This window comes from Microbulbifer litoralis (genome assembly GCF_023634065.1).
In the GTDB taxonomy this organism is placed as follows: domain Bacteria; phylum Pseudomonadota; class Gammaproteobacteria; order Pseudomonadales; family Cellvibrionaceae; genus Microbulbifer; species Microbulbifer litoralis.
Map to the genome: position 1 here is coordinate 541,165 of NZ_JALKCV010000001.1, position 18,766 is coordinate 559,930.

Consider the following 18,766-nt stretch of genomic DNA (forward strand, 5'->3'; position numbering starts at 1 on the left):
CGCGCGAGCTGCCTCTACGCCCGTCACTGTTGGGCAGGCGCGGCCCTCACCGCGGACGGCAACTCGCCAAACTGCCGCGCAAACTGCCGGCTGAAATAGCCCGGATCGGCAAAACCGGCCCGCTCCGCCACGGTGGCGATGGACAGGGCGCTTTCCGTGAGCAGGCGGCGGGCGTTGATCAGGCGGAATTCGTTGAGAAACTGCATGGGCGTCTTGCCCAGGTGTGTCTTGAAGCGTCGCTCAAGGGCGCTGACCGAGAGATTGGCACTGTCCGCCACCTCACGGATGGTGATGGGCCTGCTGTAGTGCTCGCGGATAAAATCGATGGGCGCCCGCAACTGGTCGATGATCCTTCTGGCGATCGGCGCCTGGCCCACATGGCGGGAAACGCCGTAGGAACCGATAATACGCCGGTCGCGATCGAAGATCGGCCGTTTGCTCGTCAGGAACCAGCCGATATCGCCATTGCGGAGAATATTCATTTCCAGGCGATCGTCGATGATCTCACCCCGCAGTACCCGCTGGTCGTCGGCGATAAACTGTTCGGCGATGTCCCGCGGCGCTATATCGTAGTCGGTGAGGCCGATGGTGTGCTCCAGACAGTGCGTGCCGATGACCTCGAGGGTGTGCCGATTGGCAAACAGGAAGTGTCCACCGGCATCCTTGATCCAGAAGGAGATATCCGGCAGCAGGTCGAAGGACTGCACCAGTTGGTGAATACCAGCCCGGTCGATAAAGGACTGCAGCTGGGAGTGATCGAAGTTGTCCGGCATACCGTCTGGATTATTATTGGGTTGTAAACTCAGGTTTCGGAGTTCAGTTCCGGGAGCCGGGACAGGATGCGCCCTTCCGGGACACACCGTAAACCCATCCATGGAGGCTTGTCCGCGAGGTCCCTCTCGCAGACAGTCCCAGAAGGGCGCATCCCGCCCCGGCTTGTGCCACCTGCAGGTCTTCGAATTCCAAAACTTGGGCTGTAGAGAAAACGGACAGGTCCCGCCCCAATATTACCCGAATGCACCAATATATCGACCCCCGGGCCCACCATTGGTGCAATATCCAACCGCCGCAAACGCCGATTTTGTCCCCCTGGGCGGTGATTCTCTTCTAACTGCCGCACCGGCCCTTGGGTAGCATCTTTGCCTGAATCGAAATTCTTTCAGCGAAAGGGAGAACAATGCGCAAAATCCGCATGGGTATGGTGGGCGGCGGCAGCGGTGCCTTTATCGGTGCCATACACCGCATGGCCGCGGCGCTGGACGGGCAGATAGAGCTGGTATGTGGCGCCTTCAGCAGCAGCGCTGAACGCTCGCGGGAATCCGGCCGCGGGCTCTACCTGCCGGAATCCCGCTGCTACGCCAGCTACCGGGAGATGTTCGAGCGCGAAGCGCAGCTGCCCGAGGGCGAGCGCATGGATTTCGTCGCCATCGTCACCCCCAACCACCTGCACCTGCCGGTGGCCAGCATGGCGCTGGAAAACGGCTTTCACGTCCTCTCCGACAAGCCCGCCACCCGCAGCCTGGCGGAGGCCCTGGAGCTGCAGGACTGTGTGGCGCGCAGCGGATGCCTCTACGGCCTGACACACACCTATACCGGTTACCCCATGGTCAAGGAGGCCCGCGCCCGGGTGGCCGCGGGGGAACTGGGAGCCATCCGCAAGGTGGTGGTGGAATATTCCCAGGGCTGGCTGGCGGACGCGGCGGCGGAGAATAGCAAGCAGGCGGCCTGGCGCCTGGACCCGGAACAGGCGGGTATCAGCTGCTGCATGGGGGATATCGGTGTCCACGCCGCCAACCTGGCGGAATATGTCTGCGGCGAAATCCGCGAAATCTGCGCCGACCTGCGCGCCGCGGTGCCCGGGCGGCGGCTGGATGACGACGGCACCGTGCTGCTGAAATTCGACAGCGGCGCCCGCGGCCTGCTCAGCGCCAGCCAGGTGTGCACCGGCGAGGAGAACGGGCTGCGCCTGCGGGTCTACGGCGAGAAGGCCGGACTGGACTGGTCGCAGATGGAACCCAATACCCTCTGGCTGCGCTCCCTGAACCAGCCCGCACAGCAGCTGCGCGCCGGTGTCGGCAACCTCGCACCCGAGACCCTGGCCAATCTGCGCACACCGGCCGGGCATCCGGAAGGCTACCTGGAGGCGTTCGCCAATATATACCGCAACTTTGCCGGGCAGATTCGCGCGCGGATCACCGCGGAGCCGGCGCCGGAAATCGCCTGCGATGTACCCGGTATCCGCGAGGCTGTTCGCGGCATGGCGTTTATCGAGGGCACGGTGTCGGCCAGCCTCTCGGACAAAAAATGGCACCCGCTGGCCGCGCCCGAACCCGATCCGCACATAGGGAGACCAGAATGACACAGAGCGAGACAAAAACCCGTATAAAGGGCCCGGCCATCTTCCTGGCGCAGTTTCTCGGCCCCGAGCCGCCGTTCAACAACCTGGAGAGTATCTGCCGCTGGGCGGCGGAGCTGGGCTACCGGGCCATCCAGCTGCCCACATCTGACACCGCGCTGTTCGACCTGGCACTGGCCGCCGAAAGCCAGGACTACTGCGATGAGATCGCCGGTACGGTGGAGTGCGCAGGACTGGAGATCAGCGAACTGTCCACCCACCTGCAGGGGCAGCTGGTGGCGGTGCACCCAGCCTACGACGCCATGTTTGCCGGCTTTGCCCCCGACGAGCTGCGTGGCAATGCCGAGGCGCGCCGCCAGTGGGCCAATGAACAGTTACTGTATGCCGCTCGCGCCAGCCGGCGGCTGGGGCTCAACGCCCACGCGACTTTTTCCGGCGCACTGCTCTGGCATACGGTCTACCCGTGGCCGCAGCGCCCGGCGGGACTTGTCGAGGCCGGCTTCGAAGAACTGGGCCGGCGCTGGCTGCCCATTCTCGACGCCTTCGACGAGGCCAGCGTGGACCTGTGCTTCGAACTGCACCCGGGCGAGGACCTGCACGACGGCGTGACCTTCGAGCGCTTTCTACAGGCCACCGGCCAGCATCCGCGGGCCAATATCCTCTACGATCCCAGCCACTTCCTGCTGCAACAGCTGGATTACCTGCAATTTATCGATATCTACCACCAGCGCATCAAGGCCTTCCACGTCAAGGATGCGGAGTTCAATCCCAGCGGCCGCAGCGGCATCTACGGCGGCTACCAGTCGTGGGTAGACAGGCCGGGGCGCTTCCGCTCCCTGGGCGACGGGCAGATCGATTTCAGCGGCATCTTCAGCCGCCTGACCCAGTATGGTTTCAGCGGCTGGGCGGTACTGGAGTGGGAGTGCTGTCTCAAGCACCCCGAGGACGGCGCGCGGGAGGGGGCCGAATTTATCCGCAAGCACCTGATACGCACCGCGGATCGGGCGTTCGACGATTTTGCCAAGGTGCAGACAGATGCGCAGTTGAACCGGGAACTACTGGGATTGAGCGATTGACACGCAGGATGGGAAAAACGAAGTGCACCCATCAGCGTTGTATTAAAAGCGTAGAAGAATAAAATGAGTCAAAGGAATAATAACGATGAAGCCTTTTGCCAAATACCAGCTCGGCGCCATGATGTTTCTGCAGTTTTTTATCTGGGGCGGCTGGTTTGTCACCCTCGGGACTTTCCTGGCCAATAACCTCGGCGCCGACGGCGGCCAGATCGGCATAGCATTTTCCACCCAGTCCTGGGGCGCCATCATCGCGCCCTTTGTGATCGGGCTGATCGCCGACCGCTATTTCAATGCCGAGCGAATTCTCGCCATCCTGCACCTGCTGGGCGCACTGCTGATGTTCCTGATGTATCGCGCCGCAGACTTCTCCGCCTTCTATCCCGCCGTGCTGGCCTATATGGTGCTCTATATGCCTACCCTGGCACTGGCAAATTCCATTTCTTTCCGCCATCTGGCCGACCCGGCTCGAGAGTTCTCCGGCATCCGCGTCTGGGGGACCCTGGGCTGGATCTGCGCCGGGCTGCTCATCAGCTATGTGTTCGCCTGGGATTCCCGCCAGGGTATTGACGCGGGTCAGCTTGCCAACACCTTCCCGATGTGCGCTGCGGCATCACTGTTGTTGGGGCTGTTCAGTCTGTTCCTGCCGGCCACACCGCCGGCAACGGAAAAAAGTGGCGGCAGTACACTGGGAGAAATACTGGGACTGAAATCCATCGGGCTGTTCAGGGACAGGAATTTCCGGGTATTCTTTGTTTTTTCCATCCTCGTGTGTATTCCACTCGCCTTCTACTACCAGAACACCAGCCTCTTCCTGACGGAAGCCGGTATGGAAAACTCCACCGCCAAAATGGCGCTGGGCCAGGCTTCGGAAGTTCTGTTCATGCTCTGCGTACCGCTGTTCCTGCTGCGCTTCGGTATAAAGGTCACGCTGCTGGCGGCGATGCTGGCCTGGGCAGTGCGCTATTTTCTGTTCGCCTATGGTAATGCCGGTGAATTCTCCTACCTGCTGATCCTGGGTATCGCGCTGCACGGCATCTGCTACGACTTCTTTTTTGTCAGCGGGCAGATCTATACCGACAGCAAGGCCGAAGCCAGCTATCGCAGCGCTGCCCAGGGCCTGGTCACCCTGGCCACCTATGGCCTGGGGATGCTGATCGGGTTCTGGATTGCGGGGTGGGTAACCGACCTCTATGCGCTCGACGGGGGCCATGCATGGCGGAATATCTGGCTGCTGCCAGCCGCCTTCTCCCTGGTGGTTTTCACACTGTTTGCCGCGCTGTTTCGCAGCGAGGCAGTGGCGACCGGTGGCCTGGCCTACTCCAGATAGGAAGTAGTGTACAGGGCACCTCCAACAATAAGAAAAAGGTGTCAATATGAGCGATGATGTCCAGAGCCCGGCAAGGCGCCGGTTACTGCGCGATATCGCGCTGCTAGTCGGTGCGACGGCCGTCAGCCCGCAGATTGCCTCGGCGTTGATGGCCGCCGGCGATAGCGAAGCCGCATCCAATCCATCCCGCGGTTTGACCAGCTCGCACTTTCAGCTGGTTGAAACCCTGAGCGAGATCATTATTCCGCAGACGGATACCGCCGGCGCCATCGGCGCCGGCGTGCCGCAGTTTATCGATGCCCTGGTGGCCAGCCACTACCCTCCCGAACACCGCCGGCGTTTTCGCCGGGGTCTGGAAGACATCGATGCCCTGCCAATGGATTCGGCCACCGACGGTTTCCTGCATGCGACGCAGCAACAGCAAATCGCCCTGGTGGAAAAACTGGATCGACAGGCATTCGCACAGGAAAGTGAACTGCCGGGCAATGTATTTTTCCGCGAATTCAAACAACTGGTGCTGTTCGGCTACTACACCTCCGAGATCGGGGCAACCGAGGAATTGCGATACCAGCCCATTCCGGGGGAATTCAAGGGCTGTGTTCCATTGCGGGAAATCGGTCGCGCCTGGGCGACTTATTAGTGTGGTGCAAGGCAAGGGGGCTGTAATGAAAGAGAAAATCTACGATGTCATTGTTGTCGGGTCGGGAATATCCGGCGGCTGGGCGGCCAAGGAATTGACCGAAAACAATATGAAAACCCTGGTCATCGAACGCGGCCCCCAAAAGGTCCATCGACAGGACTATCCACACGATTTCAGCAATCCCTGGGATCTGGAACAGCGCGGCATGGTGCCTGAGCAGCTGCAGGAGAGCGACTACGCAACCCAGAAAAAATGTTATGTCTTCAACGAATTCAGCCGCGACCGCTTCGTCAATGATCGCGAAAACCCCTACGTCCAGGAAAAACCCTTCGACTGGATCCGCGGTTACCAGACCGGTGGCCGCTCACTCCTCTGGGGGCGCCAGAGCTATCGCTGGAGCGACCTGGACTTCGGCGCAAACAAACGCGACGGGCACGGCGTGGACTGGCCAATCCGCTACCGGGATCTCGCACCCTGGTATGATCACGTAGAGGAATTCGCCGGGATCAGCGGTAACCGCGACAATATCCCGCAGTTACCGGACGGCATTTTCCAGCCACCGATGCCGATGAACTGCGTGGAAAAGGAGATCAAGTCCCGCATTGAAAAAGCCTTTCCGGAACGGCGCATGATCATAGGCCGCGCCGCCCACCTCACCGATCCCAAGCCGGTGCACACCGAGCTGGGGCGCGGCAAATGCCAGTACCGGAACCAGTGCTATCGCGGCTGTTCGTTCGGGGCCTACTTCAGCAGTCTCAGCGCCACCCTGCCCGCCGCGGAGAGAACCGGCAACCTGGAAATGGTGCACGACAGCATCGCCAGGGACATCATTTTCGATCCGCAAACCGGGCGCGCCACCGGGGTCCGGGTCGTCGACCGCCTTACGCTGCAGGAGCGCGTTTATCGTGCGCGGATCATTTTCCTGTGTGCCTCCACCCTCGGCAGTACCCAACTGATGCTCAACTCGGTATCCGATCATTTCCCCAACGGTATCGCCAACCGCAGTGGGGCACTCGGCCGCTACCTGATGGACCACACGATGAGCGCCGGCGCTTTCGGCACCGTCGACGGTCACCTGGACAGCTATTATTCCGGTCGCCGCCCCAACGGCATCTACATTCCCCGCTTTCGCAACCTGCAGCGGCAGGGCGAGGACTACCTGCGCGGCTTCGGATATCAGGGCGGCGCCATGCGACCGAGCTGGCAGCGCCGCGGACAAAAGGCCGGTATCGGGCTCGCGCTCAAGGAGCGCCTGCGCCAGCCCGGCCCCTGGGTGTTCCACCTGGCCGGTTTCGGAGAGATGCTGCCCTATCGACACAACCGTGTATCGCTGGACCCCGAAAAGCGCGACCGCTGGGGCATACCGCTACTCAGGATCGACGCGTCCTGGGGCGAAAACGAAAGAAAGATGCGTGAGGATATGGCGTCCTCCGCGGTGGAGATGCTGCAGGCGGTGGGAATCGGGGACGCGACGCCCATCAAGCAGGATCACGCACCGGGGCTGGCGATTCATGAAATGGGCACCGCCCGTATGGGGCGGGACCCGAAGACATCGGTACTCAACGGCTACAACCAGTGCCACGATGTCAAAAACCTGTTTGTCACCGACGGCGCGGCAATGGCCTCCTCGGCCTGCCAGAACCCCTCCCTGACTTATATGGCGTTGACGGCACGGGCGGTCGACCATGCGGTGAAAGAAATCCGGGCGGGGCGCCTTTGATCACAATGAGGAAAACACCATGAACAGAAGAAAGTTTCTCGGTATCACCGCCGCCGGCCTCGGCGCCATGGCGGCCGGTTGCAGCGCGCGCGAGCCGGCCGGCGGAGACAACAGGGCGCTCGGAGTGCAGCTTTACACCCTGCGCGAGCAGATGGCCCGGAGCGTAACGGAAACCCTGCGGGCGGTGGCACAAACCGGCTATCGATCGGTGGAGTTCGCCGGCTACTTCGATCAGCCACCGCGGGAGATCCGCACCATTCTCGACGGCGAGGGCCTGGCCTCTCCCGCCGGCCATTTCCCGCTGGAGATGATGCGGCGGAATTTCCAGCAGATCCTGGATGATGCCCAGACGGTGGGACATCGGTATCTGGTTCTGCCCTGGCTGTCGCCGGCGCAACGCCAGTCCCTGGATCAATACAAAAGATTGGCGCAGGATCTCAACCGCTGGGGCGAGGCCTGCAACGCGCGCGGCATGAAAATGGCCTACCACAACCACGACTTCGAGTTCGAAGCAAAAGAAGGCATCACGCCCTACCAGCTGCTGCTGGAGGAGTCGGAAACGGATAAGGTATTTTTTGAGATGGACCTCTACTGGATGGCCAAGGCGGGCAGAGACGCCCAGCTTTACTTCCAGCAGAACCCGGGCAGGTTTCCCCTCTGGCACCTGAAAGACATGGCCGCCGACGGCGCAATGGCAGACCTGGGCAGCGGCATACTCGACTTCAGGAAAATCTACGCATCGCGGGACCTGGCCGGATTCGAATACGGGTTTGTCGAGCGCGATGATCCGGAGGACGCCTATCGCTCGATCCGCGCGGGCTACAAAACAATGGCCGGCATCATGTAATCCGTGCACGCGCGAGGCCCCAGAATGGGGCGGATACACCTTGCCCGCACCAAGTTATGGCACCCGGTCAGGTCCTCTGCCTCCAGACCCCACAAAATGCGGAGCTTTCCATCTTGGCACAAACCTTGAATAACCATAGTCACCAACACAATTTACCCCCCTAACGAGGCAACGGCGCCTGAACTCTTCGGCAGAAGAGGAGGCGCCCGTGCCGAGTCACCTCCGCCCTTCCCTCTCCTGCCGGGCAATTCAGACAACACACGGCAGGAATTATGGTTAAGCAAAAACTGATCGTCATCGGCAACGGCATGGTGGGCCACCACTTTCTCGAGCAGCTGGCTTCAAGGCCCGAAAAAGAGCTGTTCGACGTTACCGTCTTCTGCGCCGAACCCAGACCCGCCTACGACCGCGTCCACCTGTCCGAATACTTCGCCGGCCGCACGGCCGACGACCTGGCCATGGGCAAGATCGAGCAGTACCGCGACTGGGGGTTCGAGCTGCACCTGAACGATGCCGCGGTGAGCATCGACAGGGAAAACCGGGTCGTCACCTCCGAATCCGGCACCGGGAAACCCTACGACAAACTGATCCTGGCCACCGGCTCCTATCCTTTCGTGCCGCCCATCCCCGGCCACGAGCACGAGAAGTGCTTCGTCTACCGCACTCTCGAAGACCTGGACGCGATCCGCGCAGCCAGTGAAAACGCCCGCGTCGGCGTGGTGGTCGGCGGCGGCCTGCTGGGCCTGGAAGCGGCCAATGCGCTCAAGGAACTGGGCCTCGAAGCCCACGTGGTCGAATTCGCCCCCGGCCTGATGGGCGTGCAGCTGGACGAAGGCGGCTCCGGGCTGCTGAGAAGCAAGATCGAGGACCTGGGTGTGACCGTGCACACCAGCACCGCCACTGAGCTGATCGAGGAAGTGGACGGCGGTCGCCTGCGGATGCGTTTTAAGGGAGAACGCGAACTGGCCACCGACCTGATCGTCTTCTCCGCCGGTATCCGTCCCGAGGACAAGCTGGCCAGGGCCGCCGGCCTGCAACTGGGCGAGCGCGGCGGCATCGTCATCGATGAATCCTGCCGCACCTCCGACGGCAATATCTTCGCCATCGGCGAGTGCGCCCTGTACAACAACTTCATCTACGGCCTGGTGGCCCCCGGCTACACCATGGCCCGCAACACCGTGTCCCTGCTGTGCGGCGAGGAGGCCAGCTTTACCAGTGCCGATATGAGCACCAAGCTGAAACTGCTGGGCGTCGAGGTGGGTTCCATCGGCGATGCCCACGGCCGCGCCGAGGGCGCCGCTGCCATTACCTTTGTCGACGAGCAGAGCGGCATTTACAAACGCATGATCACCGACAGCGAAGGCAAGCAACTGCTGGGCGCCGTGCTGGTGGGCGATACCGGTGACTACGACCAGCTACTGCAGTACCACCTGAACGGCATCGAACTGCCCGAACAGCCGGAACAACTGATCCTGCCCGCCGCCGACGGCGCGGCGCCGACCCTGGGCGCCGGCGCCCTGCCGGACACCGCCACCATCTGCTCCTGCCACAACGTCAGCAAGGGCGATATCGTACAGACAGTCCAGGGGGGCTGCTGCTCCCTGGGCGAAGTGAAGGATGCCACCAAGGCCTCCACCGGCTGCGGCGGCTGCGCCGCGCTGCTGAAAAATATCGTCGACGAGGAGCTCGCGGCGCTGGGTATGGAAGTCAACAACGACCTCTGCCCGCACTTCCCCCACACTCGCCAGGAAATTTTCCATATGGTGCAGGTGGAGGAGATCAAGACCTTCGACGAACTGCTGGAAAAACACGGCCGCGGCCAGGGCTGCGAAGTCTGCAAGCCGGCGGTGGGTTCCATTCTCGCCTCGCTGTGGAACGAGCACGTACACAAAAAACCGCACGTGGGCCTGCAGGATACCAACGACACCTTTATGGCCAACATGCAGAAGAACGGCAGCTACTCGGTCGTGCCGCGCGTGCCCGGCGGCGAGATCACACCGGACAAACTGATCGTGCTGGGCCAGGTGGCGAAGAAGTACAACCTCTACACCAAGATCACCGGCGGCCAGCGGGTCGACCTGTTCGGCGCACGGCTGGAACAGCTGCCGGAAATCTGGGGCGAGCTGATCGACGCCGGTTTCGAGACCGGCCACGCCTACGGTAAATCCTTGCGCACGGTGAAGTCCTGTGTCGGCAGCACCTGGTGCCGCTTCGGTGTGCAGGACAGCGTGAAGATGGCGCTGGACGTTGAGAACCGTTACAAGGGCCTGCGCTCGCCGCACAAGATCAAGATGGCGGTCTCCGGCTGTACGCGCGAGTGCGCGGAGGCGCAGAGCAAGGATGTGGGCGTGATCGCCACCGAGAATGGCTGGAACCTGTTCCTGTGCGGCAACGGCGGTATGCGCCCGCGCCACGCCGACCTGTTCGCCACCGACCTGGACGACGAGACGCTGATCAGGTACATCGACCGCTTCCTGATGTTTTACGTGCGTACCGCCGACAAACTGCAGCGCACCTCCGTATGGCTGGAAAACCTGGACGGCGGCCTCGACTACCTGCGCGAAGTCATTGTCGATGACAAGCTCGGTATCTGCGACGAGCTGGAGGCGCAGATGGCCAATGTGGTGGGCACCTACCAGTGCGAGTGGAAAACCGCCATCAACGACCCCGAAATGCTCAAGCGCTTCCGCCAGTTCGTGAACACCGACGAGCCGGACGAGAAAATCGTATTTGTCGAGGAGCGCGGCCAGCCGCGACCGGCGGAGGAAGAGGAAATCGTCAGGATTGCCGAACCGGCGTAGAGAGGCAACTGCATGGTCTGCGGAACTACTGCTCGGCGCACCATGAATGGGCAAAACAATGAATTTTTAAATACCAGTGCACAACTATTGCATTTTGGAGTATAAATAATGAATCAAGTTGCCATAACCCGCACCCAGTGGCAGCCGATCTGCCAGCGATCAGATCTGGTTGCCAATTCCGGAGTGTGTGCCCTTATGGGCGATGCGTCTTCCGACAGAAAGAGCATTGCCCTGTTTTTTATTCCCGGCGCAGAGCCACAGCTCTACGCCATCGACAACCGGGATCCCTTCTCCAATGCCGGTGTTATCGCACGCGGTATTGTCGCGGAGGTGGACGGCCAGTTGACCGTAGCCTCGCCGCTGTACAAACAGCACTTTCGCCTCGGCGACGGCGTCTGCCTGGAAGATGAAACCGTCAAGCTCGACACCTATCCGATCGCCTTTGACGGCGATACCGTTCTCATTACCACCGGGTCGGAAAATTCCTGACAATGGCACTGATCGAGCGGTTTCACGCCCAGAAAACCTGTACCACCTGCCCCTACTGCGGCGTCGGCTGCGGCGTCGCCGCCACGCACAAGCGCGGCGCCAGCGAGGAAGTCAGTATCGAGGGCGACGAGCGCCACCCGGCCAATGCCGGCCGCCTCTGTGTCAAGGGATCGGCGCTGGCGGAAACCCTCGGCGAACGCGGCCGCCTGCTGCGCCCGCGCCTGCACGGCCGCGAACACGACTGGGACAGCGCCATGGACTATATGGCCCGCCAGTTCGCCCGCACCATTGCCGAGCACGGTCCCGACTCCGTCGCCTTCTACCTGTCCGGCCAGTTGCTGACCGAGGACTACTATGTCGCCAACAAGCTGATGAAAGGCTTTATCGGCAGCGGCAATGTGGATACCAACTCACGGCTGTGCATGTCGTCCGCGGTGGCCGCCTACAAACGCAGCCTGGGCGCAGACGCAGTGCCCTGCTGTTACCGGGATCTGGAAGAGGCCGAGCTGGTGGTGCTGGTCGGCTCCAACGCCGCCTGGACCCACCCGATCCTGTTCCAGCGCATGCAGGCGGCGGAGACGAAACTGGTGGTCGTCGACCCCCGCGCCAGCGCCACCAGCGAAATGGCAGACCTGCACCTGCCGATTACACCGGGCAGCGACGCGGCACTGTTCAACGGCCTGTTGAATTACCTGCTGGAACAGGACCGGCTCGACGACACCTTCATCGAACAACATACCGAAAATTTTGCCGAGGCGGTAATTGCAGCGCGCGACTGGACACTGGAGAAAACCGCCCGCGCCTGTGCTATCGAGAAGGAGAAACTGAAAGAATTTTTCCGATTGTTCGCGCGCACGGAAAAAACCATCAGTTTCTACTCCCAGGGCGTCAACCAGTCCAGCAGCGGCACCGACAAGAACAACTCGATCATCAACTGTCACCTGGCCAGCGGCCGCATTGGCAAGCCAGGCTGCGGTCCCTTTTCCATTACCGGCCAGCCCAATGCCATGGGTGGGCGCGAAGTCGGCGGGCTCGCCAATATGCTGGCCGCCCATATGAATTTCGAGCCGGACGATATCGACCGCGTGGGCCGCTTCTGGCGCGCCGGCAATATGACGCAGAAGCCGGGACTGAAGGCGGTGGATCTTTTCCGCGCGGTGGAGAGTGGCGAGATCAAGGCCATCTGGATCATGGCCACCAATCCGGCGGTGAGCATGCCGGATGCGGCGCGTATCGGTCGCGCGCTGGAGAAGTGCCCACTGGTGGTGGTGTCCGACTGTGTCGCCGATACCGATACCGCCCGCTGCGCCGACCTGCTGCTACCGGCCACCACCTGGGGCGAAAAGAACGGCACCGTGACCAATTCCGAACGGCGCATCTCGCGGCAGCGGGGTTTCCTGGCGCCGCCGGGCGAAGCCCGCCACGACTGGCAGATTATCTGCGACCTGGCGCGGCGGCTGGGTTACGGCGAGGCGTTTGACTACCGGCACCCGGTGGAGATTTTCCGCGAACACGCCGCCCTGTCCGGCTTCGAGAACGACCGCTCGCGCGCCTTCGATATCTCCGCATTGCAAGCTCTCAACGAGCGCGAGTACGACCAGTTGCAACCGGTGCAGTGGCCGATCAACGCCGACAACCCCGGCGGCAGTGCGCGGCTGTTCACCGACGGCCACTTTTTCACCCCCAGTGGCCGCGCGCAGTTTGTGCCGATACGCCCGCTGGCGCCTCAACAGCAGCGCAGCGACGACTATCCGCTGTGGTTGAACAGCGGCCGCATGCGCGATCAATGGCACACCATGACCCGCACCGGACGCGCGCGCAAACTGCTCGATCACAGCGAGATGCCCCGGATCCAGGTCCACCCCGCCGACGCCGCGCACCTCGGTATCGAAGACGGACAGCTGGTGGAAGCGGCCAGCGTTCGCGGCCGCATGCGCGGCCGCGCCGAAATCACCGCGGCGCAGAAAAAAGGCGAGCTCTTCGCGCCGATTCACTGGAGCGAAAGCCTGGCCGGCGACAGCCGTGTCAGCGCCCTGGCGGAGCCGGCAACCGATCCGCATTCCGGGCAGCCGGAATTCAAGCAGGTGGCCGTGCGACTGCGCGGGCTCACCGTGCATACCTACCTGTGCCTGATCTGCCCGGCGCAAACCGCGGGCCGACTGCAGGGCCAACTGGCCGAAATCGAATCCCTGCAGCATTGGTACCGGGTACCCTGCGATGGTGGCTACCGCTATGAACTGGCACTGTCCGACGCACCCGACTGCCGCGCACTGGCACAGCGGTTACTGGAGAGCGTCGGCGAACCACTCCGCTGGCAGCAACTGCAACTGCCCGGCGCCCAGCGCTGGCTGGTGTACACGGACGCATTGCAACTGCTGCTGTTTACCGCTGACGACTGGCGACGGCTGCCGGACCGCCACGCGTTGGAGCAGTGGCTGGTCGAGGCCCTGCCCGACAACCCCGCCCAGCTGTTGCAGAAGGTTACCCCGGCGGCACAGATGGTCTGTAGCTGCATGCAGGTCTCCCGGGAGCAGATCGAGACCGCCATCGCCGCGGGCACCGACTCCGTGGAGGCCCTGGGTGAACAGCTGGGTTGCGGCACCAACTGCGGCTCCTGCAAGCCGGAGATCGCCTCGATTCTGCGGGCGCGGGTGAAAAGCGTCGCCTGAGCACGGATCCTCTCTCCGGCCATCCACCCGCAGGCGCTATCGCGCCGGCGCTTGCCCAGGAGTCTTCGAAAGCGGACTCCCGCGACAAACCCTTCAAGAAGCTATCCACCGATTTAATTTTGCCGCCGATCGCGCTATTGTCCGGTGCAACAGCCGCAATAAAAGACCAGAGCCCATGACCATCGATACCTGCCTGCAGAAGGGCCTGCTCCCGGTGGAGCGGGCGCGCGCGCAGCTGCTGGAATCCGTTGCGCCACTGCGGGAAACCGAAACACTGCCGCTGGAACAGGCCCGCGGCCGGTTACTGGCGGAGGCGGCCAGTGCGCAGCTGGACCTGCCGCCCTGCGACAACTCGGCCATGGACGGCTACGCCCTGTGCGGCGACGGCCTGCAGTTCTCACTGGTGGGCAAAAGCCTGGCCGGCCACCCCTATTCCGGCGCGCTGGAGCCCGGCCAGTGCGTGCGCATCACCACCGGCGCGGCCCTGCCCGAGGGCGCCGACCGGGTGGAAATGCAGGAAAATATCAAGCTCGATGACAAGCGCGTGCTGCTGCAGAAAGCCGCCGCTGCCGGCGCCCATATCCGCCGTCGCGGCGAGGATGTCACCAGCGGCGAAACCCTCGTGCCGGTCGGTCGGCGCCTCAAGGTGCCGGATATCGCGCTGCTGGCCGCGGCCGGCGTGCAGCGGGTCACGGTACTGCGCCGACTGCGCGCGGCGCTGTTGTCAGTCGGCGACGAACTGAAACCGCTGTCGACGCCGGCGGCGGAACTGGGCACCGGCGAGATCTACGACAGCAACCGCATCGCGCTCAGGGCCGCGCTGGAGGAGCTGGAAATCGACGTCGTCGACCTCGGCTGCCAGCCCGACGATCCCGGGCCGATTCGCGCGGCCTTCGAGCGGGCCCGCGACAGCGCGGATATCGTGATCACCAGCGGCGGTGTCTCCGTCGGTGAGGCGGACTATACCCGCGGCGTACTGGAGGAACTGGGGCAGCTGGAAATGTGGCGACTGGCGATCAAGCCCGGCAAGCCGTTCACCTTCGGCCGGCTGCCGCGGGCAGCCGGCGAGAGCTACTTCTTCGGCCTGCCCGGCAACCCGGTGTCCGCGCTGGTCACCCTCTACCAACTGGTGCTGCCGGCAGTGGAAAAAATACGCGGGGCCGACGACGAGCTGGTACGTTTCCAGGGCCGCGCGCGCCTGCTGAACCCGATCCGCAAGTCGCCGGGGCGGCTGGATTTCCAGCGCGGCTTTACCTATCGCGACGGCGACGGCCTGCAGGTGGTGGAAACCACCGGAATCCAGGGCAGTCATATCCTGTCCGGATTCTCCCACGCCAACTGCTTTATCGTGCTGCCCCGGGAAAGCGGCGACTGCGACACCGGCGACTGGGTGACCATCGAACCCTTCGGGGCGCCGTTGACCTGAGTTCACCCGGAAGATCACTGATCGGGCGGGGTGTAAAACAATATTGGGATAACCGGATTGAGATAACCGGCCATGTTCAAGATTCAACAGATCGACCATATCGTCCTGCGCGTCAGCGACCTGCAGGCAATGACGGATTTTTATATCGACGTACTGGGTTGTACCCGGGAACGGGAGCAGCGCGAGATCGGCCTCTACCAGCTGCGCGCCGGCAGCAGCCTGATCGACCTGGTACCGGTCAACCAGAAACTGGGCCGCGCCGGCGGCGCACCGCCGGGAAACGAGGGTCGCAATATGGATCACCTTTGCCTGCGCGTGTCCCCTTTCGACGCCGATGCGATACTCTCCCACCTGCGCGAACGGGGCCTGGAGCCGGGGCAGGTGGAATCCCGCTACGGTGCCGAGGGCGAGGGCCCCTCCATCTACATCACCGATCCGGAAAACAATGTGGTGGAGCTCAAGGGGCCGCCCTGGCAGAGCTGAACCACGCCTCTGCAGGCCGCGTCGATACCGCGGGGCCGTTGCGTACGGCGCACCCACCCCAATAGAGATAGTTTCATTCGGATGAAAAGGAGAGCGAAACGCATGCACAGCGAAACCATCGAGTACACCGTGGAGGGCGATTCCTTTACCGGTTATATCGCCAGCGACGACAGCGTCAGCGGCAAACGCCCCGGTATCCTGATGATTCACGAATGGTGGGGCCACAACGATTTTGTGCGCGGGGAAGCCGACAAACTGGCCGCGGAGGGCTATACCGTCTTCGCACTGGATATGTTCGGCACCGGCAAGCAGGCGGACAACCCGGACGATGCCGCCGCGCTGATGAACGCAGTGCTGGAGAAACCCGGCGCGGTCGAGGCGCGCTTCCGCGCGGCGCTGGAAATCCTGCAACAACACGACACCGTGGATGCAGATAAAATCGCCGCCCAGGGTTACTGCTTCGGCGGGGCCGTGGCCCTGAATATGGCGCGGCTGGGACTAGACCTGAACGGTGTCGTGAGCTTCCACGGCAACCTGGCCAGCGATATCCGGGCGAAACCGGGCGGCGTCAAGGCGGAACTGCAGGTCTATACCGGTGGCGCGGACGCAATGATTCCGGCAGAGCAGGTGGGCGCCTTTGTCGAGGAAATGCAGAATGCCGGGGCCAAATTCGAGCTGACCAGCTACCCGGGCGTCAAACACGGCTTCACCAACCCCGCCGCCACCGGCCGCGGCGAGAAGTTCGGAATCCCGCTGGCGTATAGCGAAGAGGCGACCAGGGATTCCCGGACAGGCGCCCTGGCCTTCTACCGGAAACTGTTCGGGGGCTGACTTGATTCTGGAAGTCGCGCGGCTGGATATAAACCCCGAGGTGGAGCCCTACCGGCTCACTCGGGAAAGCCCCCGGCCTTAGCAGCGGAATCCGGGGCACTTCGACCCCGTTTCCGACACCGACTTTCCCGGATTCCGGCGCTGCGCGCCTGCATCCGGGCTACGCCCTGTCGACTCGCACTCCGGGCCCAACCCGGACAAGTAGCCCGGATGAAGCGCAGCGGAATCCGGGAGCCCCCTGCATCCAGGCTACGCCCTGTCGACTTGCACTCCGGGCCCAACCCGGACAAGTAGCCCGGATGAAGCGCAGCGGAATCCGGGAGCACCCCTGCATCCGGGCTGCGCCCCGTCGACTTGCACTCCGGGCCCAACCCGGACAAGTAGCCCGGATGAAGCGCAGCGGAATCCGGGAGCGCGCCTGCATCCGGGCTGCGCCCTGTCGACTCGTACTCCGGGCCCACCCCGGACAAGTAGCCCGGATGGAGCGCAGCGGAATCCGGGAGCCTTTCACCATCGCTCCCGGATCCGCCGCCATGTCTCTACGACTTGCGGCGCACCTCTTCCAGGTACCAGGCACCGCTACCCAGTTCCGCCGCCCTGTCGCCGGGATTGCGCAGGGGACAGCTTTTCATCGACAGGCAGCCGCAGCCAATACAACCGTCCAGGCTATCGCGCAGCCTTGTCAACTGCTCGATGCGCGCATCCAGCTCCTCGTGCCACCGCGCCGACAATCTCGTCCAGTCTTTCTTGTTGGGTGTGCGGCCATCCGGCAGAGTGTCCAGCGCCGCCTTGATTTCCGCCAGCGGGATACCGGTGCGTTGCGCGACCTTGATGATACTCACCCGCCGCAAGACATCCCGGGCGTAGCGCCGCTGGTTGCCGCCGGTGCGCCAGCTTTTGATCAGCCCCTTGCTTTCGTAGAAATGCAGGGTGGATACCGCCAGGCCACTGCGCTCGGCCACCTCTCCCACACTCAATTCGCGGTTGAGCTTGCTGCAACCGTCACCTTTCGCCATGACCACCCCTCCACAGCGGCAATAAATTGCCGTCGCCTATTGACCTAAAGTTAACTTGAGCTTTTACACTGCCCGGTAACAGATTGCAACCAACGGGAGAAATCACCATGGAAAATACGCTCCGCATTGCGCTGATCTACGGCAGCACCCGCGAGGGCCGCCTCTGCGACACCATCGTCAACTGGACCGCCGCGCGCCTCCGGGAACTGGGCGACTACCAGCTCGACCTGATAGACCCGGCGGCCCCGGGCGATCTCCACCAGCGCCTGGATCGGGCCGACGGCTTTATTGTCGCAACCCCGGAATACAACCACGGCTATCCGGCCCCTCTGAAGGCCCTGATCGATTCCGCCAAGGCCGAGTGGCAGGCCAAGCCGGTGGGCTTCGTCAGCTACGGCGGGATCTCCGGTGGCAGCCGCGCCGTAGAGCAGTTGCGCCAGGTGTTCGCCGAGCTGCACGCGGTCACGCTGCGGGACAGCGTCGGCTTTATCAATGCCTGGGAACAGTTCGACAACGGCCGCCTGCGCGAGCCGGAGCGGGCCAACCGCTCCCTGCAGCGGCTGGTCGCCCACCTGCACTGGTGGGCCTCGGCACTGCGCAGTGCACGCGCACAGGTTCCCTACGGGGAGGTCGTCGCATGACCGGGACACCGACCGCTGCCATCTTCCGGCTCGACCGGTTCAGGATTCCCGAGAGCGCACGCGCCGAGTTCCTCCACAGGGTGCGGGAAACCCACCGGCTATTGCGGCGGCAACCGGGCTTTGTCCGCGACCTGTTGCTGGAATCACCACTGCCGGGGGATTATTTTACCCTGGTCACGATGGTCGAGTGGCAGAGCGCGGGCGCACTGGAGAGCGCCCGCGCCGTGGTGACGGCCCGGCACGAGAGGGACAACTTCAATCCCCGCACACTGATGGCACGGCTCGGTATCGAGGCCAGCCTCGGCAGCTTCACCGAACTCGACAACTGACAGAAACAGGCAGACGAGTGGACAAAACTATGCAACTTCAATACAGCACATCGACATTTGCGTTAGGATGTCGATCTGTCCCGCGCCAGGTCGACAGGCTGGATGGGTCATACTG

At 63.0% G+C, this 18,766-nt stretch carries 16 protein-coding genes; 14 read left to right on the top strand and 2 right to left on the bottom strand.

Annotation, left to right across the window (positions count from 1 at the left end; genetic code table 11):
- Positions 1–23: 23 nt before the first annotated feature.
- Positions 24–773: an AraC family transcriptional regulator gene (locus MWN76_RS02115; RefSeq protein ID WP_250458947.1), complete on the bottom strand. Its 750-nt coding sequence runs from the start codon at positions 771–773 to the stop codon at positions 24–26.
- A gap of 404 nt (positions 774–1,177) precedes the next feature.
- Between MWN76_RS02115 and MWN76_RS02120 the strand changes: the two genes are divergently transcribed.
- The 12 genes from MWN76_RS02120 to MWN76_RS02175 all read left to right on the top strand — a co-directional run bounded on the left by MWN76_RS02120 (position 1,178) and on the right by MWN76_RS02175 (position 16,665).
- Complete coding sequence (locus MWN76_RS02120; RefSeq protein ID WP_250458949.1) at positions 1,178–2,359, top strand: Gfo/Idh/MocA family protein; 1,182 nt, start codon at positions 1,178–1,180, stop codon at positions 2,357–2,359.
- Positions 2,356–3,432, top strand: a complete 1,077-nt coding sequence (locus tag MWN76_RS02125) for a sugar phosphate isomerase/epimerase family protein (RefSeq protein ID WP_250458951.1) — start codon at positions 2,356–2,358, stop codon at positions 3,430–3,432. Before MWN76_RS02120 ends, MWN76_RS02125 begins: the two co-directional genes overlap by 4 nt.
- Positions 3,433–3,517: 85 nt before the next feature.
- A complete protein-coding gene (locus MWN76_RS02130) occupies positions 3,518–4,759 on the top strand; it encodes an MFS transporter (protein ID WP_250458952.1) in 1,242 nt (413 codons plus the stop codon).
- Between the two features lie 46 nt (positions 4,760–4,805).
- The gene (locus MWN76_RS02135) at positions 4,806–5,399 is read left to right on the top strand and encodes a gluconate 2-dehydrogenase subunit 3 family protein (RefSeq protein ID WP_250458953.1); all 594 of its coding nucleotides are present in this window, start codon (positions 4,806–4,808) and stop codon (positions 5,397–5,399) included.
- Between the two features lie 25 nt (positions 5,400–5,424).
- On the top strand, positions 5,425–7,119 hold the full coding sequence (locus tag MWN76_RS02140; RefSeq protein WP_250458954.1) for a GMC oxidoreductase: 1,695 nt from the start codon (positions 5,425–5,427) through the stop codon (positions 7,117–7,119).
- A 19-nt stretch (positions 7,120–7,138) separates the two neighbouring features.
- Entirely contained in the window at positions 7,139–7,966 is an 828-nt protein-coding gene (locus tag MWN76_RS02145; protein WP_250458955.1) for a sugar phosphate isomerase/epimerase family protein, read from the top strand.
- 272 nt (positions 7,967–8,238) lie between these two features.
- Positions 8,239–10,767: a nitrite reductase large subunit NirB gene (gene nirB, locus MWN76_RS02150; RefSeq protein ID WP_250458956.1), complete on the top strand. Its 2,529-nt coding sequence runs from the start codon at positions 8,239–8,241 to the stop codon at positions 10,765–10,767.
- Between the two features lie 108 nt (positions 10,768–10,875).
- Complete coding sequence (gene nirD / locus MWN76_RS02155) at positions 10,876–11,256, top strand: nitrite reductase small subunit NirD (protein ID WP_250458957.1); 381 nt, start codon at positions 10,876–10,878, stop codon at positions 11,254–11,256.
- A gap of 2 nt (positions 11,257–11,258) precedes the next feature.
- On the top strand, positions 11,259–13,925 hold the full coding sequence (locus MWN76_RS02160; protein WP_250458958.1) for a nitrate reductase: 2,667 nt from the start codon (positions 11,259–11,261) through the stop codon (positions 13,923–13,925).
- Between the two features lie 175 nt (positions 13,926–14,100).
- Positions 14,101–15,351 (top strand): molybdopterin molybdotransferase MoeA, encoded by a 1,251-nt coding sequence (moeA, locus tag MWN76_RS02165; RefSeq protein WP_250458960.1) that lies wholly within the window; start codon positions 14,101–14,103, stop codon positions 15,349–15,351.
- Between the two features lie 72 nt (positions 15,352–15,423).
- Entirely contained in the window at positions 15,424–15,834 is a 411-nt protein-coding gene (locus MWN76_RS02170) for a VOC family protein (protein WP_250458962.1), read from the top strand.
- Positions 15,835–15,936: 102 nt separating this feature from the next.
- Positions 15,937–16,665, top strand: a complete 729-nt coding sequence (locus MWN76_RS02175) for a dienelactone hydrolase family protein (protein ID WP_250458964.1) — start codon at positions 15,937–15,939, stop codon at positions 16,663–16,665.
- Between the two features lie 539 nt (positions 16,666–17,204).
- Here MWN76_RS02175 and soxR read toward each other — a convergent pair.
- Positions 17,205–17,681 carry a redox-sensitive transcriptional activator SoxR gene (gene soxR, locus MWN76_RS02180; protein ID WP_250458965.1) on the bottom strand — a complete coding sequence of 159 codons (477 nt, stop codon included), beginning with the start codon at positions 17,679–17,681 and terminating at the stop codon, positions 17,205–17,207.
- 107 nt (positions 17,682–17,788) lie between these two features.
- Between soxR and MWN76_RS02185 the strand changes: the two genes are divergently transcribed.
- Positions 17,789–18,322 carry an NADPH-dependent FMN reductase gene (locus tag MWN76_RS02185; protein ID WP_250458967.1) on the top strand — a complete coding sequence of 178 codons (534 nt, stop codon included), beginning with the start codon at positions 17,789–17,791 and terminating at the stop codon, positions 18,320–18,322.
- On the top strand, positions 18,319–18,651 hold the full coding sequence (locus tag MWN76_RS02190) for an antibiotic biosynthesis monooxygenase family protein (protein WP_250458969.1): 333 nt from the start codon (positions 18,319–18,321) through the stop codon (positions 18,649–18,651). The genes MWN76_RS02185 and MWN76_RS02190 overlap by 4 nt, the downstream gene beginning before the upstream one ends.
- Positions 18,652–18,766: the final 115 nt, after the last annotated feature.

What these genes read in the sequence shown, in the direction of transcription:
- MWN76_RS02185 (WP_250458967.1), top strand. Translation starts at nt 17,789, where the DNA reads ATGGAAAATACGCTCCGCATTGCGCTGATCTACGGCAGCACCCGCGAG.
- moeA (WP_250458960.1), top strand. Translation starts at nt 14,101, where the DNA reads ATGACCATCGATACCTGCCTGCAGAAGGGCCTGCTCCCGGTGGAGCGG.
- MWN76_RS02135 (WP_250458953.1), top strand. Translation starts at nt 4,806, where the DNA reads ATGAGCGATGATGTCCAGAGCCCGGCAAGGCGCCGGTTACTGCGCGAT.
- MWN76_RS02140 (WP_250458954.1), top strand. Translation starts at nt 5,425, where the DNA reads ATGAAAGAGAAAATCTACGATGTCATTGTTGTCGGGTCGGGAATATCC.
- MWN76_RS02115 (WP_250458947.1), bottom strand. Translation starts at nt 773, where the DNA reads ATGCCGGACAACTTCGATCACTCCCAGCTGCAGTCCTTTATCGACCGG.
- MWN76_RS02160 (WP_250458958.1), top strand. Translation starts at nt 11,259, where the DNA reads ATGGCACTGATCGAGCGGTTTCACGCCCAGAAAACCTGTACCACCTGC.
- MWN76_RS02145 (WP_250458955.1), top strand. Translation starts at nt 7,139, where the DNA reads ATGAACAGAAGAAAGTTTCTCGGTATCACCGCCGCCGGCCTCGGCGCC.
- nirB (WP_250458956.1), top strand. Translation starts at nt 8,239, where the DNA reads ATGGTTAAGCAAAAACTGATCGTCATCGGCAACGGCATGGTGGGCCAC.
- MWN76_RS02125 (WP_250458951.1), top strand. Translation starts at nt 2,356, where the DNA reads ATGACACAGAGCGAGACAAAAACCCGTATAAAGGGCCCGGCCATCTTC.
- MWN76_RS02120 (WP_250458949.1), top strand. Translation starts at nt 1,178, where the DNA reads ATGCGCAAAATCCGCATGGGTATGGTGGGCGGCGGCAGCGGTGCCTTT.
- MWN76_RS02175 (WP_250458964.1), top strand. Translation starts at nt 15,937, where the DNA reads ATGCACAGCGAAACCATCGAGTACACCGTGGAGGGCGATTCCTTTACC.
- MWN76_RS02190 (WP_250458969.1), top strand. Translation starts at nt 18,319, where the DNA reads ATGACCGGGACACCGACCGCTGCCATCTTCCGGCTCGACCGGTTCAGG.
- MWN76_RS02170 (WP_250458962.1), top strand. Translation starts at nt 15,424, where the DNA reads ATGTTCAAGATTCAACAGATCGACCATATCGTCCTGCGCGTCAGCGAC.
- soxR (WP_250458965.1), bottom strand. Translation starts at nt 17,681, where the DNA reads ATGGCGAAAGGTGACGGTTGCAGCAAGCTCAACCGCGAATTGAGTGTG.
- MWN76_RS02130 (WP_250458952.1), top strand. Translation starts at nt 3,518, where the DNA reads ATGAAGCCTTTTGCCAAATACCAGCTCGGCGCCATGATGTTTCTGCAG.
- nirD (WP_250458957.1), top strand. Translation starts at nt 10,876, where the DNA reads ATGAATCAAGTTGCCATAACCCGCACCCAGTGGCAGCCGATCTGCCAG.